At 39.6% G+C, this 15960-nt stretch carries 7 protein-coding genes; 4 read left to right on the top strand and 3 right to left on the bottom strand.

Annotated elements, in window-relative coordinates; translation table 11 throughout:
- Positions 1–180: 180 nt before the first annotated feature.
- On the top strand, positions 181–4059 hold the full coding sequence (locus tag ACFSKV_RS03185) for a two-component regulator propeller domain-containing protein (protein ID WP_380800319.1): 3879 nt from the start codon (positions 181–183) through the stop codon (positions 4057–4059).
- A gap of 18 nt (positions 4060–4077) precedes the next feature.
- On the opposite strand, the gene ACFSKV_RS03190 is transcribed toward ACFSKV_RS03185, so the two are convergent.
- Positions 4078–6318 carry an NAD(P)-binding protein gene (locus tag ACFSKV_RS03190; protein ID WP_380800321.1) on the bottom strand — a complete coding sequence of 747 codons (2241 nt, stop codon included), beginning with the start codon at positions 6316–6318 and terminating at the stop codon, positions 4078–4080.
- A gap of 10 nt (positions 6319–6328) precedes the next feature.
- Positions 6329–7225 carry a hypothetical protein gene (locus tag ACFSKV_RS03195; protein ID WP_380800323.1) on the bottom strand — a complete coding sequence of 299 codons (897 nt, stop codon included), beginning with the start codon at positions 7223–7225 and terminating at the stop codon, positions 6329–6331.
- A gap of 110 nt (positions 7226–7335) precedes the next feature.
- Here ACFSKV_RS03195 and ACFSKV_RS03200 point away from each other — a divergent pair, with 110 nt between their 5' ends.
- The 3 genes from ACFSKV_RS03200 (at position 7336) to ACFSKV_RS03210 (ending at position 13719) form a co-directional block, all read left to right on the top strand.
- Entirely contained in the window at positions 7336–9432 is a 2097-nt protein-coding gene (locus tag ACFSKV_RS03200) for a sensor histidine kinase (protein WP_380800326.1), read from the top strand.
- A 303-nt stretch (positions 9433–9735) separates the two neighbouring features.
- Entirely contained in the window at positions 9736–11904 is a 2169-nt protein-coding gene (locus ACFSKV_RS03205) for a tetratricopeptide repeat-containing sensor histidine kinase (RefSeq protein ID WP_380800328.1), read from the top strand.
- 132 nt (positions 11905–12036) lie between these two features.
- A complete protein-coding gene (locus ACFSKV_RS03210) occupies positions 12037–13719 on the top strand; it encodes a SulP family inorganic anion transporter (RefSeq protein ID WP_380800330.1) in 1683 nt (560 codons plus the stop codon).
- 714 nt (positions 13720–14433) lie between these two features.
- On the opposite strand, the gene ACFSKV_RS03215 is transcribed toward ACFSKV_RS03210, so the two are convergent.
- On the bottom strand, positions 14434–15297 hold the full coding sequence (locus ACFSKV_RS03215; RefSeq protein WP_380800332.1) for an RnfABCDGE type electron transport complex subunit B: 864 nt from the start codon (positions 15295–15297) through the stop codon (positions 14434–14436).
- Between the last annotated feature and the right edge of the window lie 663 nt (positions 15298–15960).

Consider the following 15960-nt stretch of genomic DNA (forward strand, 5'->3'; position numbering starts at 1 on the left):
AATAATTTTTACCTTACTTCAATCATTTTTTGCAGAATTTAATGTGGTTTATTTAATAAAATTAAAGTGAATATATTTAGAATGGCTAGTTTTGAAGTTTTATTAAGTTGATTTTTAGACTTTTCGTCAAAGTCTGTATAAAATTTAAAAAATTACCATTCAGCAACCTTATTCAAACTGATGAAGGAAAAAAAATCAAGAAGTCGAAAGAAAATTCTAAACCTGCTTTTTTGGATTTCTGCATTTCTGATCAACCAGAAAGGCTGGTCCCAAGAGTTAGAACCTATTGTAATTTCCGTTTCAGATGGATTAGCCTCCACTACTGTTCAAAATATTTTCCAAGACCGTTATGGCCTATTGTGGATTTCTACAGTCAACGGACTTCAAGTCTATGATGGGGTGAAGTTTCAGACTTTCAAAAATGTCCCTGGAAATCCCAACAGCCTTATTCACAATGATGTAAGGAATGTATTGGAAGATGGAACAGGAGATATTTGGATTGCTACGAATGGAGGTATCTCAAAGTTTGACAGGAAAACCCGACAATTCCAGAACTATCGGATAGGTGACCAATTAAATAGGTCAGTTATTGGGGAGGAATTTTCTGAGCTGCTATTGGATTCTGAACAAACCCTATGGGCCACTTCTTTTTCCATGGGAATTGTCCGCTTTAATCCAGAAAAAGATAAGTGGGAACCTGTACCAATGGCATCTGGTGATCCCATAATAGTCGGTGCTTTGGCTCTGGCTGAAGACAAAAACGGAGGAATCTGGTCGGGTGCAAATAGCCAAGGATTGATTTATAAACCCAAAGGAGAAAATGCCTTTTGCTCCATACCAAAAAATTTATTGGGGGAAATGGATTTTTCTATGCAAGAGAATTTGATTACCTCCCTTTTTGTAGATCATAGCAATACCCTTTGGATAAACTCCAGAAATGGGGTTTTTAAATTCAACCCAGAAACAGGTTTTTTCAAAACCTTAGAAAGATACAATGACCGATTATTGGACAACATAACGCTTCATGATAAAATAGTTGAGGATCAAAAAGGAAATATCTGGATTGCGAATAATATTCATGGGATCCTCAAATTCAGCGGAATTTCAGACCATTTTGAAAAGGTCAGAATAAAAGGGAGCCCAGCTGTTATTACTCTTACTTTTGATCGGGATGGGATTTTTTTGTTTGGAACATATAATGCCGGATTGCTAAAATTTGACCCAGAAAAAACTTCTTTTTCCACTTTTTTAAATAATCCGGAGGATTCCAATTCCATTAGTCCCAATGGAGTATTCGGACTGATGGCTTCTAAAACCAATCCGGGGATAATTTATATAGGAACCCGCGGAGAAGGCCTGAACATACTTGACAGTAAAACCCAGGTCATTGAAAAAATCAGAATTAATTCGCAACATGGTATTTTCGGTGCTTGGGCCTCCATCAGAGGAATATCAGAAAGTGCGGACGGTTCACTTTGGTTGGGAACTTGGGGAGATGGGCTTGTGCATTTAGACCAAAACAGAAAAGAGATTCAACGATATACTTTTGACCACTTTTTAGAAAATAACATAAAAGTCAATCGGATTAGGGTTCTGAAAATGGACCAGGAAAATAATTTGTTTGTTGGTACTGACTTGGGACTTTTTAAAATGAATTTGAAATCTGGTGAAACAAAAAACATTCTGGACCATAAATCCAAAACCTATCCCTCAGAAATCTTAAAACAGCTAAATAGCTGGTTAGAAAGTGATCAAAAAGTTGCAAGCATAGAAAAGGTAGGAAACTTTCAAAACCTGTCGCAACAATTAAAAATAGAGACGGAAGGAAACTATTTGGCCGTCATGGTGGGTGAAGGGTTAAATGAATCAACATTGTCAGATTTGGGCTGGATAGAAAATGCAAATGGGGACACCCTCACTCATTATTCCAAGTCGTTTAATAATTCTTTCTACGCTGGAGGGAATGAAAAAAATAGAATTTACATAGAACCGCTCCAATTGTCCTCCGGGAACTATACATTAAAATATGTTTCGGACGACAGCCATAGCTACAATTCCTGGAATGAAGCCCAGCCCACTTTGACAGATTTATATGGCATAGCGCTTATTAAAATAAATAATATAAATCAGTTTGAACAAATAAAAACCCTCCTTAAATCTGTCCAAAATCAACCTGCTATCGGAGGATCAAGTATTTATGATTTGGAGATTTTTGACAATTTCCTTTGGGTTGCAAATAACTCAGGACTGGACAGGATCAATCTGTCTTCAGGAGAAATCTTAAATTTTGACCATTTAATCAAAGACAAAAATTATCCTGAATTAACAATTTGGGAGCTTTTCTTGGATAAAAATCAGAACCTGTGGCTATGTACCGAACAGGGGCTGATTAAAATCAACCAGAAAAACAATCAGGGGATTCGCTATACAGATCAGGACGGACTTCCTACCAACTTCATTGAAACTATACTGGAAGGTGAAGATGGTAATTTATGGATTGCCACCCAAAGTGGAATTTCTCAAATGGTAAACAACGAATCTTTGGGCATTTCCACCTTTATTAATTACTATGCCTCGGATGGTTTGGGTGGAGACAGTTTCATTTCCCTTGCAGCTGACAAAGGAAGTGACGGAGCCTTGTATTTCGGAGGAGCACATGGGCTGACGGTGATCAGTGGATCTCAAAAAGAATCCAAAGCCCCTGAAATTCTAATCACAGACTTATTGATTTCTAATAGGTCAGTCTTTTCCATGGATACAAGATCCCTACTGGAAAACCCTCTGTTTGATACCGAAAGCATAACCCTATCCCATGACCAAAACAATCTGGCATTCGAATATGCCGCAATACATTTCGCTGATCCCCAAAAAAATCAATATGCCCATATGCTCAAAGGCTATGATTTGGACTGGAATTATGATAACCGGAATTTCGCTTCCTATACCAATCTAGAACCTGGAAAATATCAATTTCTGATCCGGGCTTCCAATGCCTATGGGGTTTGGACCGAAAAGCCTAAAGGCCTTGAAATCATCATATTGCCCCCTTGGTGGCAAACTTCTTGGGCTTATTTGGGTTATAGTTTCATTTTTGTTCTTGCCATTATCGCAATTGACCGTCAAATGCGTCAAAGGTTGCTCGCCAAAGAAAGAGAAAGAAACCGAGAAAAAGAACTAGCCCATGCCAAGGAAATAGAAAAAGCATACAGCGAACTCAAATCTGCTCAGGCCCAACTGATCCAATCCGAAAAAATGGCCTCTCTTGGGGAATTAACAGCCGGCATCGCCCATGAGATTCAGAATCCGCTGAATTTTGTGAATAATTTTTCGGAAGTGAGTGCGGAATTGGTGGAGGAGATACAAGATTCAAGACTCAAGACACAAGACTTAAGACCCAAGACAGAAGAGGACGAAATAGAGGATGAGATTTTGGAGGATATCAGGCAGAATCTGGAGAAAATCCAGCACCATGGCAAGCGGGCGGATGCGATAGTAAAGGGAATGTTGGAACATAGCCGAAAAAGTACAGGAGAAAAGGTGCCCACGGATATCAATGCCTTGTCGGAGGAATATCTTAGACTTTCATACCATGGGATGCGGGCTAAAGACAAGTCCTTTGATTGCAACTACCAAACAGACTTTGACCCGAATCTGCCAAAAGTGAATATCATTCCACAGGATATCGGGAGGGTGCTGCTGAATATCATCAATAATGCTTTTCAGGCTTGCTCGCAGGCAGACCTTCCTAGCCCCGATAGCTATCGGGGTGTTAGCGACGACAAAAAAAACCTGGAAGGTCTACACCCCCTTGTCACTGTCTCCACCAAAAACCTTGGCGACAAAATTGAGATTTCCGTCAAGGATAACGGTCCAGGTATTCCCGATGCCATCAAAGACAAGATCTTCCAGCCCTTCTTTACCACGAAGCCGACGGGTCAGGGAACGGGATTGGGATTGAGCCTTGCTTATGATATCGTGAAGGCGCATGGAGGGGAGATTAGGGTGGAATCAATATCAGGCGAAGGGACTACTTTTGTCATCCAATTACCTATAGCATGAAATATTAATCGTATCCCATCAGACAGTTCCCGAGTGCAGGGTAGCCCAGATTTCTTTGTGCCCGCCCAATTGCATTTTACTCCGTAACGCCTGTGCAGCCTGTTGACCTGATTGGATAGTGCCGTCAATATATCCTACATTACCACCAAAATCAATCCAGTCCCCACAGAGGAACATGTTGTCAAAACCACTGGCATCTGCCTTAAGTCTGTAAATGGCACTGTTTGGTACGGAAAGGGTATAATGATCCGTAGGCCGCACATTGGCCCTGAAGAATTGGTTACTGTATCTGGTATAGCCATCCGGGGAATTTTCAATATCAGCCAGCAACTGGAAATTCAGACCTTGTGGATAAAGGTAAGTAGCTCCTTTGGGCCAAAACCAGGCTGCATTATCATAAAGCCACTGCTCAAAGGCAGTTTTTAGCCTTTCATTTTCTGAGGACTGATAGCCGTGGTCCGTGAATGGAGGTAAGGGTTTGCGCAGTAAGTAAGGGCCTGTAAAATAAGCCAGGAACTTGGGTTTTTGCGCTGCAGGCCAGTTTTCATTGGGCAACACCAATGAACTGTCCAGCCAGGAATACATAGGATTTTGATAGACGACCACGTTGGGTGCACCGTTTTTCGGGGGAAGACCCCAAGAGGCACGGTCAAATCCTAATTCCTCCAAGGAAGGTAAAAACCAAAGTTGCGCTGATTGGGTAGGGGTTGTCTTAACATTTTCTGCCATCAGTTTCCAGCGCTCATCTTTCTCAATAATTTCGCTGCAGATGGTTTTTAGGGTACCCACAGGTATGCCCAAAATCACCTCATCAAAATCGATCCCTTTTTGTAATTGTCCTTGTTTGTAATCTGTCCAATCCGCCCAAGGATCCTCTAGGTTTACTTTCCCCGAAATTAGTTTTTTAGCATCTTCGGGATTGAGTTGCTCATATAAAGGTTCAGCAGGCCAGGCGCTAAGCTTGTCGTTCATGATTTTTTTAACCGGATTGTATTCAGGAACAGCAAGTTGAACCTGTTCTGCATACGAAATACTTTCAATACTGCCTCCTTCAGCATAATGCACCTGTTGGATCTTATGGAAAAATTTAAACTGTACCCCCCGATGCTTGAGCACCTCATACATGGGCATTACCATCACTTCACCTGTGCCATAGACCATTTGGTATACAAAAGAACCTTTATACCCTACCGATTTGGCAAAGAATTGCAATGCAGTGCCGGCTGCTACCGCTCCTCCATTTTCATTAACAAGGTTGGCAAAAGTACCGGTATAAAAAAAGCGGACAATTACCGAATCAACCAACCATTGTGGGGCTCCCTGCAAGCCAAGCCATTCGCGGTAATCGTAATTGTTTATCTTATCAAAATCGAATTGCCGGGTTTCTGGGTTATAAACATCTTTTAGAACACCTTTAAGATTGTAATAGGCAAAACAAATGCCCAAAGCGATATGCCTTGCAGGTGTTTCTCCTTCCTTATAGGGCAAACCCTCTTTTTCAATATGTTTTACATATCGCTCTAAGATTCTCAGGATGAGACTATGTTTTTTGTGAGTATTGCCGCCATCTGCTTTTCCATCTTTTTCCAATTCCTCAATAATTTCATTAAATTCCTTTTTGACACTACTGCCAATAAGTCCCGCCAAGGGTTTGAAAAGTGAAGGCATACAACCTTCTTTGGTTTCAAGGGTAGAAGAAGAACCTGTTTTATAATCTGGAAAAAAATGATCCAAGACCCATTTGATCAAAGAACTTTCATTTTTTGCATAGGGACTTCCCAGTAACATTTCCAACGTAAGGGCTATACCTTTTCTGATGACAGCCCACATGGGCAAGGGGCCTCCGATTCCAGGCTGCTCTGTTGTTTCAGGAAAAATTAGGGGCCAATTGCACCATTTGCCCAATTCGGGAATAAACTCTGTCATTAGTGTGGTATTATTGGCAATTAAACCATCTTTAAACAAATCCTGCAAAGGGCTACCAGGTGCAAGTCCTTCTTTTTTTCGTTCATCATAAACGCTTCTTAACAACCGGAAGGTGGTGTCATACCATCCTTGAAGGATATGTATACCATGTTCCTCAATGCGATCACATGGACCTCTACCTGTAGCTGTTTTTCCACCAAGACGCCAACCCACCTGGTATAAGGTAATTTCATAATGATTTTGCCAGCCCTCATAGTCAGTGAGTTCATAGGCTGCAGAAAGAGAGGCCATTCCTCCACCCAATATGATGATTTTCTTTTTTGAGGATTCCATTTTCTATTGTTTATGAGAGTGATACATTTTTGTTTTTAAAGAAAATATTCCTTAACCATTCCATGATGCGAATTGCCAATCCTTTTTTTGGGTTTGGCAAATTTTCCCCATAAGGATAGGAAGGGCGATGGTTTTTGATGAGACCATTCAGTGCAGGTTGGTTATTCCATTCCGACGCCAGTTTATATAAATGACTAAGTTCAGGTTCAATCAGTACATCATCCATAAATTGGACTCCTAATTCCCCGAGATTGTGAGTTGTTCCCATCACCATTTTTATTTCTTTCTGCGTCATGGGGTAGTGTTTTGGATAAAAGGCATCAAAACCCGTTATGAATTTAACAGCCTCACCTCGGGGATCGCCTAATATTTTGCCCAGTTTGGCAAACAAAAAATCACCCTCTACCATCGATTGAGCGAAAAGCAAGCGATAGAGTACCATATTGATAAATACCTTTTCTGGCAATGATTCTTTATCAGCTATTTCCGGATATTTCAGATATCCGTCAATAATACTCGAATTATGTGCTCTGTACCAAGTTGAAGAGCTTGGGTTTACAATGAAATCAATCCATGCTTGCGCTGGGGCTGGCAATAAATCTTTTTGTAATCCTGATTCGAAAGCTTTGGCTCCTAATTCGGAAAGATAAATAAACCAGAGATTGACGCTGCTCCACCATTCGCTGCCGGAAGGTACCGCATGCGGGGGGTGAAGTACTGATCTTTCTTCCCATTTCAAAAAGGCGATTTCTGCATCCCCAAAACCAAAAGTAAAAAGTTTACTTTCCCGACCATATTTTTTATAAAACGTTTTCCTTGATCCAAGGCGGGCTTCAGGACTATCTTTTAGGGTTTCCACATATCTCCAAACCTCTTTTTCCAATAGCTCTAGGCTGCTTTTAATCATTTATCTTTAAATTTCAGGCTTTCAGTTCAATATATAAATAAATCTTATTGTATTTATATGACACAACACATATTATTTATACATTTATTAAACCCAACCCTCGAACTTAAATGAATAAGACACTGTGCATTTTAATAATTTTTCTTTTTCAGTTTTCAAATGCAAATGCGCAATCCATCATTCCCCTAAATAACTCTTCCAATTGGCGTGCAATAGGTAAACAAACTACTTATTTCCGTGATTCAAAAAACCTTGATATTCAAAGTGTACTGAACCCTGAAATCCAAGCCCAATTCCAGCCTTACCAACAGGATAATCCCAATTTTGGAAGTACAGAAGATGTAGTTTGGCTAAGATTTACTATTGAAAATGAATTAGATGAGGATTTTTACCTCCAAATAGGCTCCGCATTTATTGATAGCATTACCCTGTATGCTATTTCAGATGGGCAAATCAGAGAACTTCAGGTATCAGGGGATAATTATGTGTTTTCACAAAGGCCTGTAAAGGTTACCACTTTTCTTTTCCCTTTGAATCTTGAGCAGGGAACTCAGCAGACTTATTTATTAAAACTTAAGACCCTGCAGCCTTTTTTCTTTACCCTTAGGGTAGGAACCTTGTTGGCTTTTATGGAAGACACCCATAAATTGGACTTTATACAGGGTATATACTTGGGGTGTATGCTCCTTATACTTTTCTACAATCTCTTCCTATATTTTTCAACAAGGGAAAAATTGTATCTTTATTATGTTGGATATGTGGCAAGTATAACCTGGTTTATGTCCACGGTATATCAGTATGTTTTTGAATTCTTATGGCCGGGAAATCCGATTATCAATCAATTTGCGGTTGCTTCTGCAGCAGCCACCATTTTGACCGCCACACTTTTTACCAGGGAGTTTTTGCATACCAAACAGCAGGTACCCAGGTTGCATACCTTTTCATGGATGTTCATTGGAATGGGTACCCTATCTTTTATAATGGTTTTTACACCTTTAAAAATTCCGGCACTCATGCTTGCCCAGGCGGGTATTATGCTCGCAGCGATTTATTTCCTGATTACAGGTATTGTTGTTTACCGGAAAAAATATAAACCTGCAAAATTTTATCTCGTGGCCTGGATTTTCTTAATAGCTGGTTTCATCGCTGCAATTTTAGAAACGGTCAATGTTTTGCCGGTGATGTATTATATCAATGCCATGCAGATAGGCTCAGCTTTTGAAGTGACCCTTCTGTCCCTTGCTTTGGCTGACCGTATTAATGTGTATAAGCAGGAAAGGGAAGAGGCTCAGGCGAAGGCACTGAAAGCAGCAAAAGAAAATGCGGATTTGGTGTTACAACAGAATATTTTGCTGGAGCAAAGTGTAGAACAACGTACTAAGGAGCTTTCAAAGTCATTGCATGAGCTCAAAGCCGCTCAGGCTCAATTGGTACATAGTGAAAAAATGGCATCCCTTGGGGAACTAACAGCCGGAATCGCCCATGAAATCCAGAATCCTTTGAATTTTGTAAATAATTTCTCTGAAGTCAGCAATGAGCTGATAGATGAAATGACGGAAGAACTAAAACATGGAAAAATAGAAGAAGCCAAAGAAATTGCGTTAGATATAAAGACCAATTTACAAAAGATCAACCATCATGGAAATCGTGCTGATGCAATAGTAAAAAGTATGCTAGCACATAGCCGTGCCAGTGCGGGAGAGAAAGTTCCTACGAATATCAATGCATTGGCAGATGAATATCTCCGTCTTTCCTATCATGGTATGCGGGCCAAGGACAAGTCTTTCAATGCAGATTTTAAAACAAATTTTGATGCAAACCTTCCCAAAGTGAATGTCATCCCCCAAGATATTGGGCGTGTATTGTTAAATATCATCAATAATGCTTTTCAGGCCTGTGCGGAGCAATCCTCTAAGGGTTCTGATCCCGATGCCTATCGGGGCTTGGGGGATTTCAAGCCCATTGTCACCGTTACCACAAAATCTCTGGGAGACAAAATTGAGATATCGATCTCAGACAATGGACCAGGTATCCCCGATGCTATCAAAGACAAAATCTTTCAACCTTTCTTTACTACCAAACCAACAGGGCAAGGAACCGGACTGGGATTAAGCCTTAGTTATGATATCATTAAGGCTCAAGGAGGAGAGCTTGAGTTAAATTCACGAGCTGGACAAACTACGTTTAAGATTGTTTTGAAGATTTGAATCTTTAAGTGCTACCTTTGATAAGGGATGGATTTCCTGGCGGTTATAATTGGATTTAATTAGACTCTTGTTTGATGGGAGAAAAAGTTTTTCCCTCCCAAAATCAAATGAAAATCAGAGATCTCCAAAAATTATCCGCTCATTATGATTATATTCAATCGATGAAATTTTATTGAATTTAGGATTAAATTGAAAGGAAGCGTTAATGATAAACCTCGGAGTTGACATAAGTACTGGAATTGTTTTTCAACTAAATTATTTGACGGTCAAATGATGTCGTGTAGGGCTATTCTAATTTTATTTTTGCTTATTTTTTTCATTTCGGTAAATGGTTCCTCACAAACCCCGAGAGCTGACAGTCTATTGAGAGTAATTGACAACTCCGATGATGACAGTTTAAAAGTGAGAGCTTATTTGGATTTGGGCCAGGAAATAATGAATTCAGACATCAATCAAGCTGTACATTACCTTGATGATGCCATTCTTTTGGCACTTAAAATCAACTATAAAAAAGGATTGGCGGATGCATATAATGTACAGGGCAGGGCATTGGCCAACCAAGGAAATTTCCAGGATGCAATTTTTATTTTCAAGCAAGCTCTTACCGAATACCATGAGCTAAATGACAAAACCGGTGAAGCCAATATCTTAAACAATTTGGGTTCAATATATCATCGAATGGGCAACAGTACCAAAGCCTTGGAGTTTCATTTTCAATCCCTCAAAATTTCTGAAGAATTAGGAAATAAGATAAGAATAGGAACATCTTACAACAATATTGGTACGGTATTTCAGCAATCTGAAAGTACCCTTGATGATGCATTGGAGTCTTATAAAAAAGCATTGGCTGTTTTTGAAGAAATTGATTATGAAACTGGGGTATCTACAGTGGCCATGAATATAGGAGAAATCTATTTTTTGGAATTTAATTATGATTCTGCCTTACACTATCATGAAGTGGCTTTGGAGCTTTGTGATGGCACTATTGATGCAACTTTTCCCCTTACCCAAATGGGAGAAATTTATGGTACGATGGGTGAATATGAAAAAGCCTTAAGTTACCACCAAAGAGCTATGGACATAGCCGAAAACCTGGATGCCAAATTTGAACTGACACAAAGTCTCATAGGCTTAGCGAAAACACTAAAGAGGCAGGGTCAATTTCAACCAGCAATCAGAACTTTGGAAAGGGCAAAAGTTTTAGCTGAAGAAATCGATGCTAAACCTGAATTGAAAGATGCATATGAAGGTTTATCGGAATTATTTGCACTGGTTGGAGATTTCAAAACCGCCTATAATAATGAAATCAATGCCAAATCGGTAAAGGAAGAAATTGCAAAATCCAGCACAGATGATATGATTCGAAAGCTTCAATTTGAATTTGAACTGAGCCAAAAAGAAGCAGAAATAGAATTGCTCCAAAAAGACACAGAACTGAAAAATGCGGCTGTATTCAACCAACGAATTATCATATTCACCTCATTGGGAGGATTACTTTTGTTTATTATCATAAGTATTTTCCTTTTCCGAAATAACCTCAATAAACAAAAAGCCAACAAACTTCTCCAGACCCAGAAAGAAGAAATACATGCCCAAAGGGAAAAAGTAGAATTTGCCTTAAACCAATTAAAATCCACCCAGGCCCAACTGATCCAATCCGAAAAGATGGCTTCTCTTGGTGAACTCACCGCTGGTATTGCCCATGAGATCAAGAATCCGCTGAATTTTGTTAATAATTTTTCAGAGGTAAGCTATGATTTGCTACTGGAAATACAGGAATTAAGGAACAAAAAACAATCGCTTACTCAAACCAATGGGTATGTGAAATCAGAGGAGGATGAATTGGAAGATGAGTTGTTGAATGATATCAAAACAAATCTGGAAAAAATCACCCGTCATGGACGTCGTGCGGATGGAATTGTCCAAGGGATGTTAGAACACAGCAAATTCAATATGGGGGATAAAGAATCAACTGACTTGAATAAACTGTCCAATGAATTTCTAAACCTTACCCATCATGGATTCAAAGTTAAAAATAAAGGTTGTGAAATTAAATTAATCACTGAATTCGACTCTTCTCTTCCAAAAGTTGATGTAGTCCGCCAGGAAATTGGGCGGGTGTTCTTAAATATTTTCAATAATGCTTTCTATGTTCTTAAAGACTTGTCGGCCAAAAAATCGAGATCAAATGAAGATTATCAGCCGACACTTACACTGACAACTTCAGGATATACCACGCTAAAAGGAGGCAAAGGAGTGAAGATATCAATTGCTGACAATGGGCCTGGCATCCCTGATTCCATCAAGGACAAAATTTTCCAACCTTTTTTTACAACCAAACCTACAGGAGAAGGAACTGGCTTGGGACTGAGTTTATCTTATGATATTATTACAGCTCATGGGGGAGAATTATCTGTAGAATCAAAAGAAGGTGAGGGTACTGTTTTTGTGATTAAATTGCCATTGATGTGATTTTTTTGAATACTTTTTTGAAGTAGTGATTTGGGATTTTTTGATTCAAATTTAATCGCAAACACAGTAAAGGTGAGGGAGAAAAAATTTCTGAGAATTTATTATCTTTTCGTTGACTAAACGAAAAAGAAATTGACCAACCACCTTTACTTTAAAAATATATTTCAGATCAGCCAATGGCTTCCTGAATACAAGTGGAGTTTTTTCCGACTGGATTTAATTGCAGGGATTACCCTTGCTTCCTTTGTGTTGCCGGAATCTATGGCCTATGCAAGTTTGGCTGGCCTGCCATCTGAGGTAGGGATTTATTGTTGCATAGCAGGAGGCTTGTTATTTGCCTTGTTTACAACGGGTCGTCAAATTGCAGTTGGTCCAACATCAGCCATTTCCCTGATGGTGGGAGCCTCTGTTGCAGTGTTGTCAGGAGGAGATTTGGGAAAAGCCATTGCGATAGCTTCTCTTACTGCTTTTGCCATTTTTGTAATTTCCCTGTTGGCTTATTTGTTCAAGCTGAGTTCACTGATGAGTTTTATCAGTGAAAATATACTCCTGGGTTTCAAGGCAGGAGCAGCACTTTCGATCATTTCTACACAGCTTCCTAAATTATTTTCCCTTCATGCTGAAGGACCTAATTTTTTTTCGAGAATTTACCATCTGATCATCCAAATTCCAGAATCAAATCTGACAGTTTTGATTTTTGGAATTACCGCTTTTTTGTTGCTTCGTTTGGGCCATCACTTTTTTCCAGGCAGGCCTGTTTCTTTGTTGGTCGTTATCGGCGCTTTAGCACTGTTTACAATTTACCCACTGGTGGAACATGGATTTCATATGGCAGGTGAAATCCCTTCAGGCTTACCTGAAATCAAGAGACCCAGTTTAAGGTTTTCCGATATAGATGGAATTTTTGGGCTCGCTTTGGGTTGTTTTCTGATGGGATACGTGGAGACAGTGTCTGTGGCACGGACCTTTGGGGAGAAGAATAATTACCAAATAGATCCACAACAGGAATTGCTGTCTTTGGGAATGGCCAATTTAGGAACAAGTATTACCGGTGCCTATCCCGTAGCAGGTGGATTATCGCAATCCACTGTCAATGATAAGGCAGGTGCAAAAACACCCATGTCTTTGATTATTTGTTCTGTTGTCCTGATACTGATTTTGATGTTTCTGACGGATTTATTGAAAAATCTTCCAGAAGTACTATTAGCAGCAGTCGTGTTGGATGCTGTTTTAGGCCTTATCAAAATCAAATCTCTTAAAGAAATTTATTCCATTCAAAAAAGTGAATTTTGGATTGCAATGGTAGCGGTCTTCAGTGTTTTGATATTTGGAATATTAAAGGGAGTATTGATTTCGGTGGTTTTTTCTATTCTTAAATTAATAAAAAAATCAAAAAATCCCAATATTTCTGTTTTAGGGCTTATACCAGGTACTGAGGTGTATTCTGATATTGAAAGAAATCCGACAAATTCGGAAATAACAGGAATTAGAATCCTTAGGGTGGAATCCAGTATCCTTTACTTCAATGCTGATTTTGTGGAGGACAGGATCTTGGAACTCTGTAGTGATCCAGCTATTCTTACTGTCATTCTTGATCTCAATTCTTCCCCTCATGTAGATGTTACAGGAGCAAAAATGTTGTTTAAAATTTCCGAAAAACTCAGAGAAGAGAAAAAAGAATTAAAAATAGTGGGTGCAAGAGCCGAAGTTAGGGATATTCTTAGAAAACTTCATCTAGAAGAACAAATTGGTAAAATTAGTAGGAGGGATACCATACAGGATATTGTTTCTAAAGTTCAGGGAGGCCGACCCTGAGAAACATACAAGAACAAAGAAGAAAAATATCGAACCACAATAGATACAAAAGGGACACAAAAGGGCTGGGATAATCTTCCCTTTGGGCAATATCCCTAAAGGTCCTTCTATTGTTCACTATGTTTACTTTTGTGGTTCGAAAAAACCTGAATCCAGGCAATTTCATGCTAGCCCTGCATTACCATAGGAGGTCAAAAAAACCACAACAGATACAAAAGGAACACAAAAGGGCTGGGATATTCTTCCCTTTGGGCAATATCCCTAAAGGTCTTTCTATTGTTCACTATGTTTACTTTTGTGGTTCGAAAAAACCTGAATCCAGGCTATTTCATGCTAGCCCTGCATACCATAGGAGGTCAAAAAAACAACAATAGATACAAAAGGAACACAAAAGGGTTGGGATATTCTTCCCTTTGGGCAATATCCCTAAAGGTCCTTCTATTGTTCACTATGTTTACTTTTGTGGTTCGAAAAAACCTGAATCCAGGCAATTTCATGCTGACCCTGCATTACCATAGGAGGTCAAAAAAACCACAATAGATACAAAAGGAACACAAATGGTTGGGAAATCATCCCTTTGGGCAATATCCCTAAAGGTCCTTCTATTGTTCACTATGTTTACTTTTGTGGTTCGAAAAAAATACTAAAGGTTGTTTTAATTGGGGAAAATGACTTTAAGAATTTATTAAAAAAAGGACTGAAATATGTGGTTTATCAACTTTCCCCTAACATTTTTTTGCCTTTACGGATAACTTTTTTAGCTTCAGCACCTTTTAACACCTCTCCGGTATTTTCCATCCAGACTATGGCTCCAGTTGGACATCTTTGAATAGGAACCTGAGTCTGATGGTTTTTTGAATAATCAATAAGGGGTAAATTATTGACCATGCTGATTAAGTTTGGAGCATCCATGGCGCATTTGCCGCAGGCAGTGCAGCCCACTTCGCAATCTTCCAACACTCCGTCCCCTGCTTCAAGGCTTTTGCAGGCAACCCAAAGCCTATGGCTTACCGGGTGAATGGAAAACAGATCTTTAGGACAGACTTCCACACAATCCCCACAGGCGGTGCATTTAGCCTCATCTACCACCGGCAGTCCAAATTCATTCATGGAAATGGCATCAAAATCACAGACTCTTTCGCAATCCCCTTTCCCAAGGCATCCCCAAGAGCAACCCTTTGAGCCGCCTGAGACAAGAGCTTCTGCCCTACATGTGCTTATGCCATCATACATAGCGCGGTTGATGGCCACATTAAGGCCTCCTGCACAGGATAATCGGGCCACCCTTTTTTCTTCAGAGCCGGCATCTACACCCAAATAGGTAGCTATAGCTTTTCTTCCGTCTTCACTGCTTACGGTACACTTTCCGGGAAGCATTTCCCCTTTGACCAAGGCTTCCGCAAATGGCCGGCATCCCGGATACCCACAGGCACCACAGTTGGCATGGGGAAGCATGCCTTCCACGACATCTATCCTGGGATCTTCATAAACATACAGCTTCTTGTTGGCAATGGTCAGCATCAATGCCAGCAAAAGTGTCAATCCTCCAAGGGTGAGTAAGGCGATTAGAATGGTCATGATAGCTCCTCCTTCTTCAATTTCAATAAAATTTTCAATGTCACGTATTCAGTTATTCCGACAAATTTTTATTTAGTAACCAGTACGATCAGCCACCGATGACAGGATGTAACTAGTACATTGTACCAAGTACCAAGTACCAAGTACAATGTACTTTTTACCTCTAACTTTTCACTTCTGTCACCACTTCCCACTTTTCACTTCCCATTCATCACTCATCACTTCCCACATCGGTCATCTGGAGATGTTTCGCTTCACTCAACATGACGAACGGTCCCATTCACTATTATCAGAAATTCAACTCTTTCAGAGTTGGGTGTGAAATTGTCCTATCCCTTTTCTCATGGGTTTCACCCATGGCTAATCAAATTAGCCCCCTTTAGGGGCTTTCTTTTAATTTTAAAATCCACATCCTCCTTCGATTTTTAAAAGGAACCAAAAGCCGAATTTTACAAAATAACCCAATTACTAATTACCAAGATCCAAGTACAACGTACCAAGAGTCATTTATACATTAATTCATAATTCTTAATTCATTGTCACGTCCTGAATTTACTTGACACTTTTTTTATTGTTTTTCTTATGTTTTCAATCCTCTTAAATGCCCAATAGCCCAAGTAAGGAAATCTGTCAAGGCCGGAGCGAAGCGACGTTCATATAGCC

This window comes from Shivajiella indica (assembly GCF_042683085.1).
In the GTDB taxonomy this organism is placed as follows: domain Bacteria; phylum Bacteroidota; class Bacteroidia; order Cytophagales; family Cyclobacteriaceae; genus Shivajiella; species Shivajiella indica.